General features: G+C 52.1%; 14 protein-coding genes. 10 read left to right on the top strand and 4 right to left on the bottom strand.

Annotation, left to right across the window (positions count from 1 at the left end; all coding sequences use genetic code 11):
• Positions 1 to 25 precede the first annotated feature (25 nt).
• From V8F51_RS08095 to zapA, 4 genes are all read left to right on the top strand, one after another.
• The gene (locus V8F51_RS08095; RefSeq protein WP_337099664.1) at positions 26 to 3,100 is read left to right on the top strand and encodes an Npt1/Npt2 family nucleotide transporter; all 3,075 of its coding nucleotides are present in this window, start codon (positions 26 to 28) and stop codon (positions 3,098 to 3,100) included.
• A 430-nt stretch (positions 3,101 to 3,530) separates the two neighbouring features.
• Positions 3,531 to 4,562 (top strand): phenylalanine--tRNA ligase subunit alpha, encoded by a 1,032-nt coding sequence (pheS, locus tag V8F51_RS08090; protein ID WP_337099663.1) that lies wholly within the window; start codon positions 3,531 to 3,533, stop codon positions 4,560 to 4,562.
• 24 nt (positions 4,563 to 4,586) lie between these two features.
• Entirely contained in the window at positions 4,587 to 7,028 is a 2,442-nt protein-coding gene (pheT, locus tag V8F51_RS08085) for a phenylalanine--tRNA ligase subunit beta (RefSeq protein WP_337099662.1), read from the top strand.
• 217 nt (positions 7,029 to 7,245) lie between these two features.
• Entirely contained in the window at positions 7,246 to 9,942 is a 2,697-nt protein-coding gene (zapA, locus tag V8F51_RS08080) for a cell division protein ZapA (protein WP_337099661.1), read from the top strand.
• A gap of 483 nt (positions 9,943 to 10,425) precedes the next feature.
• Here zapA and V8F51_RS08075 read toward each other — a convergent pair whose 3' ends face one another.
• The 3 genes from V8F51_RS08075 to V8F51_RS08065 form a co-directional block, all read right to left on the bottom strand.
• Positions 10,426 to 11,106, bottom strand: a complete 681-nt coding sequence (locus V8F51_RS08075; RefSeq protein ID WP_337099660.1) for an SDR family NAD(P)-dependent oxidoreductase — start codon at positions 11,104 to 11,106, stop codon at positions 10,426 to 10,428.
• A gap of 283 nt (positions 11,107 to 11,389) precedes the next feature.
• Positions 11,390 to 11,776, bottom strand: a complete 387-nt coding sequence (locus V8F51_RS08070) for a cupredoxin domain-containing protein (RefSeq protein ID WP_337099659.1) — start codon at positions 11,774 to 11,776, stop codon at positions 11,390 to 11,392.
• Positions 11,777 to 11,985: 209 nt separating this feature from the next.
• Positions 11,986 to 12,348: a phage holin family protein gene (locus V8F51_RS08065; RefSeq protein WP_337099658.1), complete on the bottom strand. Its 363-nt coding sequence runs from the start codon at positions 12,346 to 12,348 to the stop codon at positions 11,986 to 11,988.
• A 232-nt stretch (positions 12,349 to 12,580) separates the two neighbouring features.
• On the opposite strand from V8F51_RS08065, the gene V8F51_RS08060 reads away from it, so the two are divergent.
• From V8F51_RS08060 to cysK, 5 genes are all read left to right on the top strand, one after another.
• Complete coding sequence (locus tag V8F51_RS08060; protein WP_337099657.1) at positions 12,581 to 14,956, top strand: endonuclease MutS2; 2,376 nt, start codon at positions 12,581 to 12,583, stop codon at positions 14,954 to 14,956.
• 57 nt (positions 14,957 to 15,013) lie between these two features.
• A complete protein-coding gene (locus tag V8F51_RS08055; protein ID WP_337099656.1) occupies positions 15,014 to 15,433 on the top strand; it encodes a DUF350 domain-containing protein in 420 nt (139 codons plus the stop codon).
• Between the two features lie 111 nt (positions 15,434 to 15,544).
• Positions 15,545 to 16,093: a hypothetical protein gene (locus tag V8F51_RS08050; RefSeq protein ID WP_337099655.1), complete on the top strand. Its 549-nt coding sequence runs from the start codon at positions 15,545 to 15,547 to the stop codon at positions 16,091 to 16,093.
• 90 nt (positions 16,094 to 16,183) lie between these two features.
• A complete protein-coding gene (locus V8F51_RS08045) occupies positions 16,184 to 17,398 on the top strand; it encodes an MFS transporter (protein ID WP_337099654.1) in 1,215 nt (404 codons plus the stop codon).
• 4 nt (positions 17,399 to 17,402) lie between these two features.
• Positions 17,403 to 18,320: a cysteine synthase A gene (gene cysK / locus V8F51_RS08040; protein WP_337099653.1), complete on the top strand. Its 918-nt coding sequence runs from the start codon at positions 17,403 to 17,405 to the stop codon at positions 18,318 to 18,320.
• 26 nt (positions 18,321 to 18,346) lie between these two features.
• On the opposite strand, the gene V8F51_RS08035 is transcribed toward cysK, so the two are convergent.
• Entirely contained in the window at positions 18,347 to 19,417 is a 1,071-nt protein-coding gene (locus V8F51_RS08035; protein ID WP_337099652.1) for a CotH kinase family protein, read from the bottom strand.
• A gap of 226 nt (positions 19,418 to 19,643) precedes the next feature.
• Between V8F51_RS08035 and V8F51_RS08030 the strand changes: the two genes are divergently transcribed.
• Positions 19,644 to 20,309, top strand: coding sequence for a DUF2642 domain-containing protein (locus tag V8F51_RS08030; RefSeq protein WP_337099651.1), 666 nt, complete (start codon positions 19,644 to 19,646; stop codon positions 20,307 to 20,309).
• Positions 20,310 to 20,366: the final 57 nt, after the last annotated feature.

Genomic DNA, 20,366 nt, shown 5'->3' with positions numbered 1-20,366 from the left:
ACAGCCGGAATACGGTTTAATCGCTATGAAAGCAGTACAATTGTTGCGCGCTATTAATTCAAGACCGGAAGATTACCGTAAGCTGCTTATGATGGCTCCCGTATTCTTCATTTGCGGCATAGCGGAAACGCTGAATTATAACGGGTTTATGGCGCTGTTCAATCAGAGGTTCGGCAGCGATTATTTATCCTATGTTTATGTCATAGAAGCAATTCTATTGCCGCTCGAGGCATGGCTGCTGTCGTGGCTTGCGGGGAAGCTTTCGAAGCCGCAGCTCATGCGGGTTATGTTCGGGACAATGATTGGCATCGTCGTAGTCAACTCTATCATTTTAATGAGCTTTGAGAGCTTTGGCGTTGAATTCAAATGGTTTTATCCTGTGATGTTCATCTTGTCCAACTTTGTCGTCAGACAGCAAACGATTCTGTTATGGGGGCTGGCTGTCGATCTATGTTCAACCCAGCAGGCGAAGCGACTGATGCCGGTATTCATCGGAGCGACCACACTTGGCGGTATTACTGCCGGTTTGCTTGCACAATTGATCAGCCTTGTGTTCGGTCCTGCCGTAATTTATGCCGTTGGCGCCGTGTTTCTTCTGGTCTCCTGGGGCAATTACAATAAAGTCATCACCCAATATCTCGTTCCATTGTCGCTTAAGATTGAGTCCGATCGGGAAGAAGAAGAGATGGTTTCAACCGGAACGGTGTTCAAGCATGCATTGCGTTCACCTTTCCTATTAATAGTTATATTAATCATGTCGCTTATGCCAGCTCTGTATTTCTTGATTGAATACGAGCTTCTCATTGTCACAAAGGACTCCTATCCGGATGAGCAATCGTTCAGCCGTTACTTCGGCATGATTACGATGGTGCTGTACATACTCGCTTTCCTATTGCAGATCGTATCGGGGAAGCTGATGGCGAGATTCGGCGCAAGTAAAATGCTGACGGCGATAGCCGCCGTCAACATTATTTCATTCGCGGCGGCCTCCATCTTTATCGGCGGCGCGGCAGCGCTGCCTTTCATATCCGGAGGTTATATCCTAATCTATCTGCTCTATTATTACTGGGCCGAGCCCGCGTATCAGTTGTTTTTCAAAACGCTTCCTCTCACGCAAAGGGACAGCTACAGGTATGCGGCGCAAGGCATTGCGGCATCGGCTGGCATTCTGATCGGAGCGGGGCTATTGTTCCTGCATTCGGGTTTACGCTTGTCATGGACGGCTTTATCCATTGTCGGATTTGGCGTAGCGCTGCTGCTGTTCGTACTGGCGTGGCTCGGAAGACGACACTATATGAACGAGCTTGTGAATAGCGTGCAGTCGATCGGCGAACAGGATTTTGCTGAATCCTTCGAAGAATTTGTCGGGAACTCTGCCGCTATGACGGAAGTGCGACGCTTGCTGCAACATAAGGACGATACAGCTAGAGAAATTGCGCTTCAGCTTATTGGCAGGATGCAGGATCCGCGAGATGCGGAGGAACTGCTTGCGATGATGGACGATCCGAGTCCGCGAATTCGCGTTGCCGCGGTCAGAGCGATGAATCTAGAGAATGCGGATCTCGTCGCGATGGCGAAGGTCGCCGCTTTCCTCGAAGATCCGGATGACGAGATGCGTGCGGAGGGAGTCCGTCAGATTGCGAGAATGAAGCATCTGGAGCATCATGCGTTTTATTTTTTAAGGCAAAAGCTATTGGATCGTCATCCGAGCGTTGTCGCCGAGGCGGTCAAAGCAATGTACAGCTTCAACAATGAGCCGAGCATCGAGGCTTGCTCCGAGGTCATTGACCGGATATTGGATCAAGGAGACGAAACGTCCGTATACTTATGCCCGGTTATTTCAGAGCTGGGGCTGCATACGTTCATTCCGAAGGTGGAAAGGCTTGTCTGGGAAGGGCATCCCGCATCACGTGTCGCGGCCATCGAGTGTTTAGGGAAGCTTGGCTATATTGAGATCATCCCTAAGCTTCTAGAGAAGCTGCCGCTGATGGATCAAGAGATGTTGAGGACAACGACGCAGAGCTTCATACACATGGGAAGCGCAGCGATAGAGCCGCTGATGGCCAGCTTGCCGGAAGCGTCAGCGAAGCGATGGAAAGCAACGGTATCGGCTTTGGCTGTTCTGCTGCCTGAGGAGCAGGTTCGAACGACATTGATTGAGGATGTGCTCGTTCGAATTAGCCAATTGAATGTGGCCGCGAAATTCTCGATTGCCCTGAAGCAGCTGGGTAAGGAGGAATTGGCGGCACTCGCGGAGCTTCGTTATAAAGAGGTATGTGCATTCATTTTCGACGGTGCGTGGAGCGTGCTCGCGGCGCTTGCCGATGAGCAGGTCGTTGATACGATTAAGCGGGCGGTAGACAATCCCGACGAAGAAATCCGTAGCAATGCTTGGGAAGTTCTCGCAGAGGGCATAGGGGATAGAAGGCTTTCTCAGCTTATGGTGAGTACGCACGAGGAGAGCGATGAAGATGGCGAAGTGAATGATGATGAAACCGCCATTGCGATGCTTGAACCGGCGCTGACCTCACGAGACGACTGGTGGCGGGAAATCGCATCCGGTGCATTACCGGTCGGTGAGTCCGATCACGCAGCGATTTCGAATACAGCAGTCGAGGGGGGACAAGGGAATATGGGCGACCAGCAGATGATGACCCGTTTGAATAAAGTCGTGTTTTTGAGGCAGGTCCCTTATTTTGCAGACTTGTCGCTGGAGGAGCTCGGACTTATCGCGAATATTTCCGTCGAGCAGCTGTACCCGGATGATGCGCCGCTCTTGCAGCGCGGCATACCGAACCCTGCGATGTATGTGATCGTGGAAGGCAATGTCGAGCTGACAAGCGTTTCCGCGGCAGGCTGGGAGGGGACGATCGGCGTGCTCGGAACAGGCGATGTGTGCGGCGAAACGTCAGCGCTCGATGGCACCGCTTCGTCGGTAACGGCGCAGTCGCTGCTTGGCGAGGTGCGCGTGCTTAAGCTTGCCGGCGATCAAGTAGAGCGGCTAATCAGGCTGTATCCGGAGATAGGCATCGGGCTGCTGCGCGCTTCCTTCGCCCGTATCAGGCTGCTTGAAGAGATGATGATGCGAATTGACAGCTAGCGGTAATGGCAGCGGCTTGCTTCAGACGATTCGTGATTGCGAATGAGGTTGCAACCGCTCGCCTTATTGCATATAATAAAGATTAATGTTTAATATGGATTGAAAGCGATGATAGAGATAAGTAAGCAGTGCTTTCGCACAGGGAGTAGACGCCGTAGATTGAGAGCGTTTATGTGAAACTAGGCTGCCGAAGTTCACTCTTGAGCAGACGCCTGAAACGCCTTTACGTCAAGAGTTGTGACGCAGAGCGCGCGTGTAGGGAGTGTCCGGTTCCCGCCGTTATGGGATTAAGGGATTGTTTGCCTGACGTTTAGTCTTGGAGGCGATCCGAATTAGGGTGGTACCACGGTTCTTTCGTCCCTTCGGGGAGAGAGGGCCTTTTTTTGTGCCTATATGGCTGGTTGGAAGTACACTTACGGAGGCGATAACGATGAAGGAAAGATTGGAAGGACTGCGCGTAGAGGCGCTTGCGGAGCTTGAGCAAGTGCAAAATCCGCAGCAGCTGAACGACTTGCGCGTCAAGTACTTGGGCAAGAAAGGCGCGTTGACGGAAATTTTGCGCGGCATGGGCGGACTAAGCGCCGAGGAGCGTCCGATTATCGGTCAAGTCGGCAATGATGTCCGTGCTGCTATTGAAACCGTAATCGAGCAGAAGCAAGAAGCGTTCCAACAGGAGGAGACGAATAACCGTCTTCGCGCGGAGACGATCGACGTCACTTTGCCAGGCAAAGCGCTGCCGACAGGCTCGGTGCATCCGCTTAACAAAGTCGCGCAAGAGATCGAGGACGTGTTCATCGGCCTCGGCTATTCGATAGCTGAAGGACCAGAGGTTGAGACCGATTATTTCAACTTCGAGGCGCTTAACCTGCCGAAAAATCACCCAGCGCGTGATATGCAGGATTCGTTCTACATTACGGACGATATCTTAATGCGTACGCACACGTCGCCGGTTCAAGTTCGTACGATGAAGGCGAGCAATGGCGCGCCAATTAAGGTTATTTGCCCGGGCAAAGTATATCGCCGCGATGACGACGATGCGACACACTCGTTCCAATTCAATCAGATCGAGGGGCTGGTCATCGGCCGCAACATTCGCATGAGCGACTTGAAGGGCACATTGCTTCAATTCGTACAGCAAATGTTCGGCGAGCAAGCGCAAATCCGTCTTCGTCCAAGCTTCTTCCCATTCACTGAGCCAAGCGCCGAGGTTGACGTTACTTGCGTGCAATGCGGCGGCAACGGCTGCCGGATGTGCAAGCAAACGGGCTGGCTCGAAATTCTCGGCTGCGGCATGGTGCATCCGCGCGTGCTTGAAATGGGCGGCTATGATCCGGAAGAGGTTAGCGGCTTCGCATTCGGCATGGGCGTAGAACGTATCGCGCTGCTGAAGTACGGCATTGACGACATCCGTCATTTCTATACGAACGATCTGCGTTTCCTAAGCCAATTTGCGAGAATGTGACGAAGAGAGAGGAGCTAGCCAATTATGAAAGTATCCTATAAATGGTTGAATGAATATATCGAGCTTGCAGGCTTCACAGCCGAAGAGCTGGCGGAGAAAATGACACGCGGCGGTATCGAGATTGACGGCGTGGAATCCCGCAATAAAGGCGTTACCGGTGTTGTTGTCGGCTACGTGAAGTCGAAAGAAAAGCATCCTGACGCAGATAAGCTGAATGTGTGTAAGGTCGATGTCGGTACGGGCGAGGAGCTTCAGATCGTTTGCGGCGCCAAAAACGTCGATGCAGGTCAACGCGTGCCTGTGGCCGTTATCGGAGCGGTGCTCCCTGGCGATTTCAAAATCAAGCGGGCGAAGCTGCGCGGCGTTGAGTCGCAAGGCATGATCTGCTCAGCGAAAGAGCTCGGTCTGAACGACAAGCTGCTGCCGAAGGATCAACAGGAAGGCATTCTCGTGCTGCCGGAATCAACGCATATCGGCGCTCCAATCGCTGACGTGCTCGGCATTAACGACGAAGTGCTGGAGCTCGACCTGACGCCGAATCGCTCGGATTGCCTAAGCATGTTAGGCGTTGCGTATGAGATTGGCGCGCTTACAGGACGCGAGGTTCGCTTGCCTGATACGACGGTTAACCATACGTCTGACAAAACCGAGAATCATGTTGCGGTTAGCATTAGCGAAGCCGATCTATGCTCGCATTATTCGGCAAGATATATTAAGGGCGTTAAGATCGGTCCATCCCCGTTATGGCTGCAAAATCGTCTGATGGCCGCTGGCGTGCGACCAATCAACAACATCGTTGACGTAACGAACTTCGTGATGCTCGAATACGGCCAGCCGCTGCATGCTTTCGACGCGGATCTCGTTCCAGGCGGACGCATTGATGTACGTCTAGCCCGTGAAGGAGAGACGCTCGTTACGCTTGATGACCAGGAGCGTCGTTTGGAGCCTCATATGCTCGTTATTACCGACGGCAAGCAGCCGATTGCGCTTGCAGGCGTTATGGGCGGTGCGAGTACGGAAGTTACGGAGCAAACGGTTAATATTTTGCTGGAGTCGGCGAAGTTCGACGGCGGAACGATTCGTAAGACATCGCGCCAGCTTGGTCTTCGCTCGGAATCGAGCATCCGCTTCGAGAAGGAAGTTGATCCAGCCCGCGTAATCCCGGCGCTCGACCGCGCTGCGGCTCTAATGGCGGAGCTTGGAAGCGGCCTCGTGCTGGAGGGAATCGTTCAGGTTCAAGCGAAAGCAACTGCGCCGTCTTCCGTTGCAGTGTCTTTGGACAAAATTAACGGTTACCTTGGTACCGAGCTGTCCGACTTGGAAGTGAAAACGATATTCGGCCGTCTTCACTTCGCATACGAATATTCGGATGCCGGCGTATTCACGGTACAAGTGCCTACCCGCCGCGGAGATATTACCCGCGCTGTCGATCTGATCGAAGAGGTAGCGCGTCTCTACGGCTACGATAACATTCCAACGACGCCGATTCACGGCGACATTACGCCAGGCGCGCTGACGAAGCCGCAAGCGATTCGCCGCGAGCTGCGCAAGCGACTGACGGATGCAGGCTTGCACGAGGTCGTAAGCTACTCGTTCACGGGCCCTGAACGGACGAAGCTGTTCCCAAGCTTAGCAGGCGGAGCGAAGGCCGTTCGCTTGTCGATGCCGATGAGCGAGGAGCGCAGCGTGCTGCGGACGACGCTGATCGCGCAATTGCTGGAGACAGCGGCGTATAACCGCAATCGTAAGAACGAATCGGCATCGCTGTTCGAGATCGGCAGCGTGTTCCATACCGACGAAGAACAGCTGACGCATCTGCCGCAAGAGAAGCATCGCTTCGCTGCGTTATTGACAGGAAACCGTACGGAATCGCAATGGAATCAGAAGGCGGTCGCGGTTGATTTTTATGATGCGAAGGGTATTCTTGAAACGGTGTTCTCGGTGCTTGGCGTATCGGGCAGCGTAACATATGAAGCGGCTCAGCCGGAGCACTTCCACCCTGGCCGCACAGCAGCTGTGCGCATCGCAACTGCGAAAGGCTCGGAAATTATCGGGTATGTCGGCCAATTGCATCCGGCGCTTCAGCTGGATGCTGATCTAGCTGATACGTATGTGCTTGAGATCGGCTTGGATACACTTTACGAGCTGGCCAGCTCAGATATCGTGTATAAGTCGCTTCCTCGTTATCCGGCAATCTCACGCGATATCGCAGTTGTCGTATCGCAGGACGTTGCAGCGGGAGATTTGACGGAGACGGCGTGGTCGACGGCGGGCGAACTGCTGGAGTCGGTGAAGGTGTTCGACGTGTTTACTGGGGAGAAGCTCGGAGCGGGCAAGAAGAGCATTGCACTGTCGCTTGTATACCGTCATGGCGAGCGTACTTTGACCGATGAAGAGGTATCGGCGCTGCATGAACAGGTTGTTGTGAAATTAGAACAATCTTTTGCAGCGGAATTGCGCAAGTAGGCAGGAAACCTTTAAAGCCGCATCGAAATAGTTCCTAGTGAGCTTCGATGCGGCTTTATTATGCACATATTTGCTTGTAGGAAGAAGGATTTTCCATCTTTTTATGGAGCAATACGTGCACCCTATATCCGCAATGAGATCCGCTCCTAGGAGCGGTATTTCGCGGATATAAATAACCTCATGTGAAGCGACTTGGATAATGGGAGGATTCGCCTAAATGGATGTTGATCAAGCAGTAGTGACAGTTGATATATATGGAGTCCAATACAAACTTAAAGGCCATACAAACGTTGAATACATGAAGCGAGTCGCAAGCGCGATCGATGAGAGCATGAAGAAGCTGGCGAAGGGTTACCCGCGCCTCGATATGCCGAAGCTGGCGGTTCTGTCTGCGGTGCAAATTACGGAGGAAGTGTTCCGTCTGCGCCGCGACAATGCAAGATTGCTGGAGGAGGAAGCGAAGCTGGCTGTTGCCACGCAGCAATTGGAGCAGTCAGTCGTACAAGCGGCAACGATACAAGCGGAGCTTACGGAGCTGAAGCAGCAGGCTCAGGAGCAGCTTGCAGAGGCGAAGGCTGCGGCTGAAGCCGAGATGGCAAGCATGATGGAGCTTGCCTCTGAGCAAACGAAAGCGCATGAGCAATCGATGAAGGAAGCAGGCGAGTCGCAGCAAGCGGAGCTTGCAAGGCTGAAGGAAGAGCAAGCGGGGCGCCTTGCTTCTCTGCTGCAAGAGAAAGAAGAGCAGCTTGCTGCGCTTGCCGCTGCTAAGGACGGACATTGGTCGGAGCTGTTAAGCGAGAAGGAAGCGAGTCTTGCGGCGCTGCAGTCTGAGGTTGAAGCAAAGCTTGCCGCGCTCGGCTTCGAGAAGGAAGAGCAGTTGTCGGAGCTTGCTCGTTCGAAGGATGAAGAGCTTGCGGAGCTTAAGCACGTTAAGGAATTGGAGCTTGCCGATCTACAGCGGGTTAAGGACGAGGAATTAGCGGAGTTCAAACGCGTGATGGACGAGGAACTGAGCAAGCTGGCTAGCGCGAAAGAGGAAGCGTTGCTTGAGCTGGAGCTAGCCAAGGAAGAGCAGCTTGGCGCTATCGTGAATGAGAAGTCGGCAGAGCTAGCCGCGCTTGCAGAGCAATGGCAAGGCAAGTGGGACGAGCGGGAGCAAAGTTGGCTGGCTGAGGCGGCTGCTGCCGCATCTGAACGCGAGCAGCAAGCGGCCGAGAGGGAGCAAGCGTTGAAGGATGAGGCCGCTCAAGCGGAGCAGACTTTCCGCTCCGATCTTGAGCGCCGCCGGAACGGCTGGCTGGAGGAGCGGGCAAGGCTTCAAGCGCAAGCAGCCGAGCTGCAGCAAGGCTGGGATGCGGACAAGGAAGCGATGGAGCGGCGAATTGCGCTAGCAGACGAGCAGATCGGTCAAGCGCTGGAGCAGGAAGAGGCGTTCCGTGCATCGTATGCCAAGCTGGAGCAGGTAAGCGGTGAGCGTGATAGTGAGTTGGAGGAAACGCGAGCTGAGCTTGCGGAGCTTCAAGCAAAAAGCGAAAATGTGATTGCGCAGTTGCGTCAGACGGAGAGCCAGCTTGAAGAGCAGCGCTTAACGCTTGCCGAAGCTGAGAGGCAGAGCAAGGCTGCGGAGGAGCAGCTGGCAGCGGTTAGCGAGCAGTATCAGCAGGCTGCGGGCAAGGCGAGCCAGCTTGAAGAGCAGCGCGTTCAGCTAGAAGAAGAGCTGCTGGAGCAGCAGCTTGAGAATGAGGAGCTTGTTCAGCGGAATGCGGGGGCTCTCGAGCAGCAACAGCGGGAAGCCGTAGAACTGCTAAACACTCGCTTGGCAGCTGTTGAAGCGGAGTACAAAGAGAAATTGGATGCTGCGGTTCGTGAGCATGAAGAGACGCAGATGAATCTGCAGATTGAGCTGGAACAAGCTGCTGAGGCCGCACTCGCGCAGTTAAATGAGCTGCGCGAGCAGACAAAGGTCGAATTGGACGAACAGCGTCTTGCATGGCAATCAGAGCTTGAAAACGAACGGAGAAACAAGGATAAGGCGCTTGAGGAGCTGCAAGCAAGAAGCAAGGAGCAATTGGAGGAGCAGCAGTTGGCTTCCCAGATTGAATTCGAGGAGAGCGCCGAACGACTGGCAGGGCAGCATGAGGCTGAGCTGCAAGCAATGCGCGAGGAGCTTTCGGCTCGGGACGCTCGTGACAGCCAGCTGAAGGTAGAATTCCAGCAGCGTATGGAGCAAGCGAGCTCCGAAGCTGGCGAGCGCTACATGCAGCTTCAAGTGGAGAGCAGTGAGAAGCTTGAACAGCTTCAAGCGATGACGGAGGAGCAGCTGTATCAGCAGCGGCATGATTACGAGAAGCAGACGCGAGAGCTGGAAGCAAAGCTTGAACGGCTCGAGAGCGAGCTGGAATCGTTGCAGGAGCGAGCACAGAATGCAGCTGCAAGCGAGGCGGCCATTCGCAAGGAGCTGGAGGAAATCGGCAACCGCGAGCTTGAGCTCGTGGAGCAGCTGGAAGTGACTGCGGCGCGCGAGCGTATTGCTTCGCAGCATTTGGAGGCGGCGGATGCTCGCCTAAGCGAGCTGAACGAGCAATTAGATGAGCAGCGCCAGCAAGCGCAGCGCAACGCCGCCGAGGCTGACCGGCTCGTGCGCGAGAAGCAGGCGCAGGAAGCCGAGGAGGAATCGCTCCGCGACGAGCTCGCCCGCGCGATGTCGGAGGTAGCCTCCGCATCCAGTCGGAAGGATGAACTGAACGGCGAATCGGGTCAACTCGTGATGGAGCTTGATGAAGCATCTCACGCTGCCGAGCAGCTGTTGCAGGAGCATGACCGTCTGGTTGAAGAGCATCAGAAGTTGAAGCAGGAGTATTCGAAGCTGCAGACGGAATACAATGAATGGATCGAATTGATCGAACGCAGCTAGCCTATGAATAAAAATAATCCCCGATTCGATAGTAACGGTTGAAGCCGTCGCATTCGAATTCGGGGATTATTGCATAATGCTAGATGACAGTGTATTAGAATGGACTTTATCCAATTAAATGAGACGATTCGTTCGAGTCATAGGCTTGTGAATGGATTTAGTACAGGCAAATAGAGCTGGGTTATTGAAATGGAGCAGAATGAGGAGTCTTGGTTGTAAGTTTTCCACTCAAAAGTTACTTTTCTGCTGAATAGGTCTGTTTCATTGGACAAAATCCACTCAAACGTTTGTCGGTTAGCGGCTAGTCGTTTCACAGGTAAAATGTCGAATGTATTCGCGGGATTTCGCCAGACAAGCGGTTGTAACGGTATTTTGTCGAATTGAACCAGCATCGTTCGCGCTGTACGGTATGCAAAAACCGCCGGATTCGTATCCCAATAAGGAACTCACGCGGCGGTTTTAGTAGTCGTCAGAACATAGCCTTTAGCCGTACGATAGAATGGTGCCGGTCGGTCCGCCCGGTGGCAAGCTAGCCAGTCGGATCAGGTCAGGAGTGACGATCGCCGGATCTTTGCCGGTGGCGTGCATCTCGGTGCGCAGGGTACCTGGGTTATACAAATTGACGAGTATGCCGTGCTCATGCTCTTCATCTGCGAGCGTGCGCGTAAGCGACTCGAGTCCTGCCTTGGCCGCGCTATATGCAGCATAGCCCCCTGCGCCATTCCACGATAGGCCGGATGTAATATTAATAATTCTGCCGTATTTGGCTTTGCGCATGAAAGGCAGCGTCGCTTTAGATAATAGGAAGGGACCTGTGAGATTCACAGAGATTTGATTCTGCCATTCTTCCGATGTGAGCTCAAGCACCGTTCCTGGCTCCAATACGGCTGCATTATTCAATAAAATATCGACGCGGCCGAACTGCTCGTAGATCAATTCGATAGAATGCTGGACTTGGTGATCAACGGAGACATCCGTCTGCAGCAGCAAGGCGTCCTTGCCGGTACGCTCCTTGACGAGCTGCGCCGTTTCCTCAAGCTTCGACGCCCGGCGTCCGAGAAGGACGACTTCAGCGCCTTCCGCCGCGAACGATATAGATGCTGCGCGGCCAAGTCCTGTTCCTGCACCGCTTATAATGGCGACTCGATTAGTTAATACCCCCATCACCATTCCTCCAATCATCATTTATGTTGTGACCATCTTATCAGAGGCGGTGCAGCAGGGGAAGAGGATAAGCCATTAGAAATTTTTACACATAACTAAAGTAAAAATGATATAGCGCTCTGCCCCGTTCGCACAGCCCCACAGCGAAGTATAATTCGTGTGAATGCAAGCTTGCTGATAACTTTAGTTTATGCCCGTAAAAGCAATCAAGACCTGCCTGCCGGCAGGTCTTGATTAGGCTATGCTGCAAACTAAAAGAGTGCCAGTCTGCCTGCGAATAGCGTTATTCTACAACGAGCGTTGCTTTCATCTGTCTGTGGCCGTTGCCGCAAGGGACGCTGCAGATCATTTCATAAGTACCAGGCTCTGCGACCGTAACCGTTTTGGTTTGGCCTGTTGCGATGTTGTCGACTTTATCGATCTTAACGCCATGTACGCCGTCTGTTGATTTGAGCGTAATATTCGTTGCTTCGCCCGCTTTTATTTTGTATTCCTTCTGATCGAACTCCCAGTTCGCAGCTGTGATAACAACCTCTGCGCTGGCAGCGCCGGAATCGGCAGCAACTGCATCGCCGTTGCCGGCATTCTCTTGATTATCCGATTTTGCTCCACATGCAGCGAGTACAGCGACTAGGCACAATGCGGCAGCAAATAGCAGCCATTTTTTCATTTCAAAGTTCCCCTTCCAAATTGGAAAATGTTTGTACACCTTATTTTAGCGTATAATCGCAGCAGTTGCTGCAACAGGTGTTTGACAAACTTATGAATTTCATGTGATTTTTTGCGAAAACAGAGGCAGAATGAACGCATAAAATAGCCCTTGATCGCCGCAATCCGCTCTCAAGGGCTTAGCGTATCTTAAAAGTTAATCAGCTGTCGTTAATCGCGATCTCTGCTGCGGCCTGCTTCATATGGCGTGCTGACCGGTATGAACAGGTCGATAATGCCGATCACAAGCGCGGCAAGGATCGCTCCAAGCCAAGTAACCGTCACTCCGCCTACGATGAACTGGGCAAGCCAGATGACGGCTGCGCTGGCGATGAAGCCGACGATACCGCGTCCGAACGGCGTAACCCGCTTGCCGAAGATGCCTTCAACAATCCAGCCGAGCGCCGCAATGACAAGCGCGAGCAGCAATGCGCTCCAAAAGCCGCCGACGCTGAATTGCGGAACGATGAAGCCAACAACCATCAACACAAGAGCCGACACGACGAAACGCACGACATGACCGATGAAACTCATATTTGAATCCTCCTAAAGTTTTTTTGTGAAGCAAAAAACTTGCTTCGTAAGCATTCGCTTAAAATTTTTTGAAGCAATCCTTCTTAGCTTCTGTGAAGCAAAAGCCGGGTTGGTTAAGTATGTTCGTTTTTATTGTGACCCTTAGCTTGTTTTTTATGTATGGAAAGGGCATCATATCGTGCAACGAACGCGCGGTTCGGCTATAATAGTAGGGCGAGAGGAGTGTTAAAGGTTGGACACCAAAATTTTAACGACATTAGAATTTCCTAAAATCATACATAAATTGACGCATCATGCAGCTACTTCGCTGGGCAAAGCCGCGGCGGAGCAGTTACAGCCGGTATCCGATCTGGAGGCCGTAAAACCGATGCTGCAAGCGACGGATGAAGCGTATACGGCTGACCGCTTGAAGGGGAGCGCCCCTTTTGGCGGCATAACCGATATTACATCGCCGCTGCACCGAGCAAGAATCGGCGGGACGCTTAATCCCGAGGAACTGCTGAACATCGCTTCGACATCGCGCGGCGGGCGCCGTGTGAAGAAGCATATCGGCGTTATTCACGAGGATCACCCGATACCGATGCTGCAATTCCAAGCGGAACAATTAACGGAGAATAAGCCGCTTGAGGATGCGATCTTCGACTGTATTGACGACCAAGCGGAAGTGATGGACAGCGCAAGCACGGAGCTTGCGTCGATTCGCCGCGAGCTCCGTTCCGGAGAATCGCGCATACGCGAGAAGATGGAGCAGATGATTCGCTCTTCTTCCGTGCAAAAGATGCTGCAGGACGCAATCGTGACGCTTCGCAACGATCGTTATGTTATTCCGGTTAAGCAGGAATACCGCTCCAGCTTTGGCGGAATTGTACATGACCAATCGGGGTCTGGAGCAACGCTGTTTATCGAGCCGGAAGCGATTGTTGCGATGAACAACAAGCTGCGCGAGCTCAAAGCGGGCGAGCTGCGGGAGATCGAGAAAATATTGCAAAAGTTGACGGCGCTCACCGCCGATCATGTGGAAGACCTGCTTATTAATCAGGAGCTGCTCGCACAGCTTGACTTTGCCTTTGCTAAGGCAAGACTGGCTCATGAAATGAAAGCGACGCAGCCGCGAATGAATGATAGAGGTTTCTTGAAGCTGAAGCGCGGACGCCATCCGCTTCTGGCGAGTGACAAGGTCGTTCCGATCGACGTCGAGCTGGGGAATCAGTATTCGGCGATTATCGTAACGGGTCCGAATACGGGCGGCAAAACGGTCTCGTTGAAGACGATCGGCCTGCTTAGCCTTATGGCGATGTCAGGCTTGTTCGTACCAGCGGAGGAAGGCAGCCAGCTATGCGTATTTGATGCGATTTATGCCGATATCGGCGATGAGCAGAGCATCGAGCAAAGCCTTAGTACGTTCTCAAGCCATCTGACGAACATCATACGTATTCTAAAGTCGATGACCTCGAAGAGCTTAGTGCTGCTTGATGAGCTTGGCGCGGGTACCGATCCTGCAGAAGGCTCGGCGCTTGCTATTGCAATATTGGAACACATCCATGCGAAGGAAAGCCGTATTGTGGCAACCACTCACTATAGCGAGTTGAAAGCATATGCCTTCAATCGCAAAGGCATCATTAACGCGAGCATGGAATTTGATGTCGCTACGCTTAGCCCTACCTATCGCTTGCTCGTTGGCGTTCCGGGCCGAAGCAACGCGTTCGCCATTGCAGAGCGGCTGGGTTTACAGACGGATATCATCGATCGTGCACGGGGCGAGGTAAGCGAAGACGATCAGCGCGTGGAGAGCATGATTGCCTCGCTTGAGGAGAATCGTCTCAGCGCCGAAACGGAGCGTCAGACGGCAGAGTCGCTGCGCAGACAAGTAGAGGCGCTGCAAGCGAAGCATGAGGCCGAGCGGTTGAAGTTCGAGGAGCAGAAGGAGAAAGTGCTGCAGAAGGCGCATGAAGAGGCACGAGAAGCGGTCGCGAAAGCGAAGCGCGAGGCGGAGCAGATTATTTCCGATCTGCGCAAGCTGGCGCTTGAAGAGGGCGCATCGGTTAAGGAGCATAAGCTGATCGAGGCAAGGCGCAAGCTCGACGATGCCACTCCTGAGCAGCTTAGGCCCAAACGCGGCGGAGCAGCCGGAGGCGCTGGCAGCAAGCCGGTTAAAATTGAAGCCGGCGATGAGGTTATGGTGTACAGCTTGAACCAGAAAGGTATCGTAGCGGAGATACATGGCTCAGAAGCGACGGTTCAACTTGGCATATTAAAGATGAAGGTAGCGCTTGACGATATGGAGCTGCTGAAGTCTACGACCGCTGCTGTCAAGCAGCAGCAGCCGAAACAAGCTGCAAGTTTGAAACGTTCTCGCGACGAAAACGTAAGAATGGAGCTGGACCTTCGCGGAGAGAGTCTAGAGGAAGCCATTATGGAAGTTGACCGCTTCCTGGACGAATCTTTCTTATCGGGTCTAGGCCAAGTCTATATTATTCACGGAAAAGGTACTGGCGTGCTGCGTACGGGCATTCAGCAATATTTGCGCAAGCATAGTCATGTGAAGACTTACCGGTTAGGCAATTATGGCGAGGGCGGCGCAGGCGTTACGGTGGCAGAATTGAAATAACCGTTTCGTTCGCCTCCCGACAGCCAGCCAATTAGCCATCAGGTGGAGGGATTAGGGATGGAACATGAAGTCGACAAGCTGCTAACCAATGAATTTGCCGCATCTCTCGTTTATGTATCGGTTACCGTTCTATCGCTCATTGTATTTTTGTCTGTATTCGAGCTGGTGACGAAGTACAGGTGCTGGAGCGAGATCAAGAAGGGCAATGTGTCAGTGGCAATGGCGACCAGCGGCAAAATATTCGGTATTTGCAATATTTTCCGCTTCTCCATCGAGGCGAACGATTCGGTGTATCAGAGCCTTATTTGGGGCGCGTTTGGATTTATTATTTTGCTGGCGGCGTACTTCTTGTTCGAGTTTCTAACGCCAGTGTTTCGCATCGACGATGAAATTCAAAACGATAATCGAGCTGTCGGTATGATTGCCATGGTCATCTCGATCTCCCTTTCTTATGTGATCGGGGCTACGGTTATATAGCGGCTGGAGGCATAGTTCATGAAATATTTGTGGCGTATTTTGCTCGTTGTAGCTATTTTATTTTTCGTATTCGGCGTCATTTATTTAATTAACAATTAAGGAGCGCTAACAATGAGCGAGGAAGTTATTTGCCCATGGTGTTTGACGGAAATTACATGGGATCCGGAATTTGGCCCGGAGAAGCATTGTCCGCATTGCGGCAATGAGCTGAGCAGCTATCGTACGATAGAGCTTGGTGGAGAAACAGAGGAAGAAGCAGAGGAAGAGGAGCAAGAGGGCAGCGATCAATGGCAGGAGGATGAGGAAGATGACTCCGATAGCCATGACCATGGCCATAAGCGTTGGCTTGCGGAAGGCGAGGGCTACAGAAATACAGATCGATCTTCGCTTGCTCTAGAGAGCACGCTGCAACGAATTACGGACGAGCAGGATGAAGTGCCGGAATGTCCAAGCTGCAGAGAGTTTATGCTGGAGGCAGGCACGCAGTCGATCGGCGGCGATCAATTCAAGCCGGCCGTATCTCCTGTACTCGGACAGCCCGTATTGCCAGCTCCGCTTGAGCTTGTATGGTATGTATGCCCGTCATGCTTCCACACGTCATCAATGCTAAGCCCATCTAATCGTCAGCAGCTTCTTAAACGGCTTGCTAAGCCGGAATAATCAATGGCAAATATGGACGGGCATGCGTCCAGCGCTTTAAGGGAATGTTACAAAACGTAATTCTGACGCCGATATGCGGGAGGAATCGTTTTGGCCAAATCATTGGATCGTCAAGCCGCGCTTCTGCTCATCGTGCAGGCGTTGTTTGGCATCGCTAACGCGCTGTCGGGGACGTTCGTGCCCGTCTACTTATGGAAAGCAAGCGGCGGTTCTTATATGGTGATCGGTTGGTTCACCTTAGGACAATACGTCATTAGCGGATTAACGTTCTGGGTCGCAGGGAAATGGGTTAAAGAGCACAACAAGATGCACAGTCTGAGGCTTGGCATCTTAATGTCGGGTGTCTTCTACAGCGTTGTGCTAATGTTAGGCACGGCTGCCAAGACCTATGTCTTACCCCTTGGCATGTTAAGCGGCATGTCGCTTGGCATGTTCTGGCTGGCATTCAACGTCGTCTACTTCGAAGTAACCGACCCGGATACTCGCGACCGATTCAACGGCTGGGCAGGACTGCTAGGCTCAGCGGCGGGTATTGTAGCGCCATGGGTATCGGGCTTCTTGATTACGAGAATGAAGGATGAGCAAGGATATCGACTTATTTTTACGATTTCACTCGTCATCTTCGCTATAAGCGTCGTACTTAGCTTCTGGCTAAAGAAGAAGCATGGTCAAGGCACATACAATTGGAAGCATGGCATTCAGCAATTGATGACCAAAGGAAACCCATGGCGGCGCATGTTCCCTGCAATTGCAGCACAAGGCGTTCGCGAGGGTGTATTTATGTTTCTTGTGGGACTTACGGTCTTCATTGCTACGAAGAACGAGAGCAAGCTCGGATCGTACTCGCTGATTACGTCTTTGGTTGCCTTAGTGAGCTTCTGGCTTATCGGTAAAAAGCTGAGCAAAAAAAATCACAAGCTAGCGATGCTGGTCGGTGCCGTTATGATTGCCGCAGTTATCTTGCCTTTGTTCTGGAAAGTATCATACATGACGCTGCTAATGTTCGGGATCGGCACGTCCTTGTTTATACCGTTGTACATCATTCCGATGACAACACGTGTATTCGACTTGATCGGGCAATCGGAAGAGAGTGCGCGCGAGCGCGAGGAATTTATTGTTCTAAGGGAAGCTGGACTCGTGATTGGCCGCTTGATCGGGTTGTCGATGTACTTAATTGTGCTGCCGCTTAACGATTCGCCAAGAGCCGTTACGTGGCTGATGTTCGGGGTTGGTGTCGTACCGATCGCAGGATGGTGGTTTATGCGGCCATTTCTGCAAAAAAACATTATAAGTAGGGAGGAATGAACGAATGCCAAGAATCGTTTCTGATATTACACAATTGATCGGCAATACGCCTGTTGTCGCGCTGCAGAGAATTGTCGAGGAAGGCAGCGCAGAGGTGTGCGTGAAGCTGGAGCGCTTCAATCCGAGCGGCAGCGTGAAGGATCGGGCTGCATATTCACTGATTGAGGATGCGGAGCAACGAAATCTGATTCGGCCGGGCGATACGATTATCGAGCCCACAAGTGGCAATACCGGTATTGGGCTCGCAATGACCGCGGCAGCGAGGGGCTATAAGCTTATTCTGATTATGCCGGACAATATGAGCGTGGAGAGAATAAAGATGCTCCAGGCCTACGGCGCTCAGGTTGTGTTAACTCCTGCAGCGGAGCGGATGCCGGGCGCGATACGCAAGGCGGAAGAGCTGCATGCCGGATTGCCCGGCAGCTACATACCGAATCAATTCGAGAACGAAGCAAATCCCGATGCGCACAGACGCACAACGGCGCTTGAAATTATGGAGCAGACCGAAGGACGTCTCGATGCCTTCGTAGCAACCGCTGGTACAGGCGGTACGATAACGGGTACAGGCGAGACGTTGAAGGTGCTTCTGCCTCATCTGCATATCGCGGTTGTGGAGCCGCAGGGCTCTCCCGTACTATCGGGGGGCGTGCCGGGACCGCATAAGCTGGTAGGCACAAGTCCAGGTTTCGTGCCGAGTATTCTCAATACATCTGTTTATGATGAAATTATCCAAGTATCCGATGATGATGCCTTATCGACGATGCGTAAGCTAGCATCTAGCGAAGGTCTGCTTGTCGGTCCGTCTGCAGGCGCTTCCGTATGGGCGGCTATGCAGGTCGCTAAGAAGCTTGGAGCCGGGAAGCGCGTATTATGCATTGCCCCGGATACGGGCGAAAGATATTTGAGCATGGGTATTTTTTGATTTTCTGAGATAGCTATGTTAATCCGTTAGTACCACTGCCGCAGCGCTTCGCGAAGCATTTCTCGCCGATCATCGATATAATCGCGTATGAATTCAGGCTCCGACAGGAAGCTGTCGTAGCTTGCTTTGCGCGTATAATCGCTGCGAATAGCGTGTGTCAGGCGCTGATGCATCTTCTCAATAAGCGGATCCAACTTCTCATGCGTAAATTGTTCATCGAGCAGTCTCTTCATGATGGCTCCGTAGCTTCTGCGGCAGCCCTCGAAGGTGAACAAAGTGTCGGTCAGCGTATTATAGCCCTGCAGCCGAACAAGATTGTTGCCGCACACCTTGCCATAACAGTTTCTTCCCCAAGTACCTTCATAATCCCATGGAATAATCCGATACCGCTTGCTGGTACGCGTTTCATAAAGCGCGTAGTTCTGATCGAAGCCGTCATAATTGCCCGTTAACACAGCTCCAGCGAGCCAGCGTAAATATTGCTTGATATCGAGACGGCGATTAAGATATTCAAATAATTCATGACCGGACAGTTGATTCAAATTCCTTATGAACGAGACAAGCCGCTTCTTCGTATCTCCCGCGTCCATAACTAGCTCGTAGCCGCCAAATAACGACGGTTTCCTCTGTTTGCTGTCCGGCTCAATAAGACCGAAATCGGCATGATCATGTACGGCATATATAAGCGAGCGAAAACCAATATCCCTTTTCTCAAAAAAATGGCTGTTCACCGCTTCAATCTCCAGATAGACGCCCTCTTGCACGCCGTTAATCGTTACCCATATTGGCTTTGTTTTCGGAGCCGGAACATGAATTTGATTAAAAAAAGCGAATGACAACGCATTTCGAATCATCGATGGGTCGTCATACTCCGCGTTCCAATGGTAGGTCATCCCGTCATCGACCCGAATTTCGAATGATTTCTTCGGATAATTGCGCGTATGGCCGCCTCTAAGTCCGATTTGCGCGGTATGGACCTTATCGCCAATCTGCAGCTTTGCTTGCTTGAATGACCGGCTCCATCCGTCCCGTCGCAGCTCATAAAGATCGGATTCGTTCATCGTAATGGAACGGACAGTCAATGTTTCTGTAATCACGCAATCAGCCCCCAAGGCACACAGGATGATGCCCCGCCATGGCGGCTAGGCATCAGTACGTATTACCTTATTCATAGGCATGTTGTCCGGTCACTGCGCATCTGAGCCTGAAGACTAAGTCTATTAACATATGAAATAAATAGATAATAATCTAGCACCACTCGCAATCCATTTTCATATAAATATAGTAACCTGTATATTCGGGCAATAGAGGAGGTTGTTCGCCTTGAAAAACTGTAAACCGCTGCTAGGTCATAACGTTGAGCTGATCGTTTCAGGAAACCAAGAGCTCATTCGCGGAAGAGCAGTGGACTTTGGACAAGATATTTTGGTGCTGTATACCGGCAAGCAGTTTATGTATATTCCTCTCATTCATATGAAGCAAATGCGAGTCTCGGAGCAAGGAATTGATAGTATTGTCGTTCCTGATTTGCCATTCGACTCTTATTCTGATCCGATATCCTATCGTAAAATATTGATGAATTCGAAGGGAATGTTCTCGGAAATCTATATAACGGGAAGCAAGTCCATTCACGGATATGTAACGACGGTCATGAACGATTTTTTCGTGTTCTATACGCCGGTCTATCATACCGTTATCGTCTCGCTGCAGCATCTTAAGTATTTGATTCCCTATGAGCCGCATGCTACACCGTACTCGTTAACGGCTGCGCAATTCCCGCTCAAGCCATCCCCGATCACGCTCGCGCGCACATTCGATCAACAGCTTCGCAAGCTCATCGGTGAGTTTGTCGTCCTCGACTTAGGGGATAATCCGAATAAGACGGGTGTGCTTCGCGATATAGACCAGAATATGATCGAGCTGGTTACGGCAAGCGGCGACGCGATATTTCTCCATTTTGACCATGTCAAATCGATTCATGTACCTTAATGAAATAGACTGCATGAACAGCTGCGGAAGCAGCCTGACGGCAGTCTGTTTTTATGC

Origin of the sequence: Paenibacillus sp. YIM B09110 (assembly GCF_037167145.1) — a bacterium.
Classification (GTDB): Bacteria; Bacillota; Bacilli; order Paenibacillales; family Paenibacillaceae; genus Pristimantibacillus.
This window is presented reverse-complemented; position numbering and strand designations above follow the sequence as displayed.

Coding starts and splice junctions, on each gene's coding strand:
- V8F51_RS08095 (WP_337099664.1), top strand. CDS start 26: ATGAAAGCAGTACAATTGTTGCGCGCTATTAATTCAAGACCGGAAGAT.
- pheS (WP_337099663.1), top strand. CDS start 3,531: ATGAAGGAAAGATTGGAAGGACTGCGCGTAGAGGCGCTTGCGGAGCTT.
- pheT (WP_337099662.1), top strand. CDS start 4,587: ATGAAAGTATCCTATAAATGGTTGAATGAATATATCGAGCTTGCAGGC.
- zapA (WP_337099661.1), top strand. CDS start 7,246: ATGGATGTTGATCAAGCAGTAGTGACAGTTGATATATATGGAGTCCAA.
- V8F51_RS08075 (WP_337099660.1), bottom strand. CDS start 11,106: ATGGGGGTATTAACTAATCGAGTCGCCATTATAAGCGGTGCAGGAACA.
- V8F51_RS08070 (WP_337099659.1), bottom strand. CDS start 11,776: ATGAAAAAATGGCTGCTATTTGCTGCCGCATTGTGCCTAGTCGCTGTA.
- V8F51_RS08065 (WP_337099658.1), bottom strand. CDS start 12,348: ATGAGTTTCATCGGTCATGTCGTGCGTTTCGTCGTGTCGGCTCTTGTG.
- V8F51_RS08055 (WP_337099656.1), top strand. CDS start 15,014: ATGGAACATGAAGTCGACAAGCTGCTAACCAATGAATTTGCCGCATCT.
- V8F51_RS08050 (WP_337099655.1), top strand. CDS start 15,545: ATGAGCGAGGAAGTTATTTGCCCATGGTGTTTGACGGAAATTACATGG.
- cysK (WP_337099653.1), top strand. CDS start 17,403: ATGCCAAGAATCGTTTCTGATATTACACAATTGATCGGCAATACGCCT.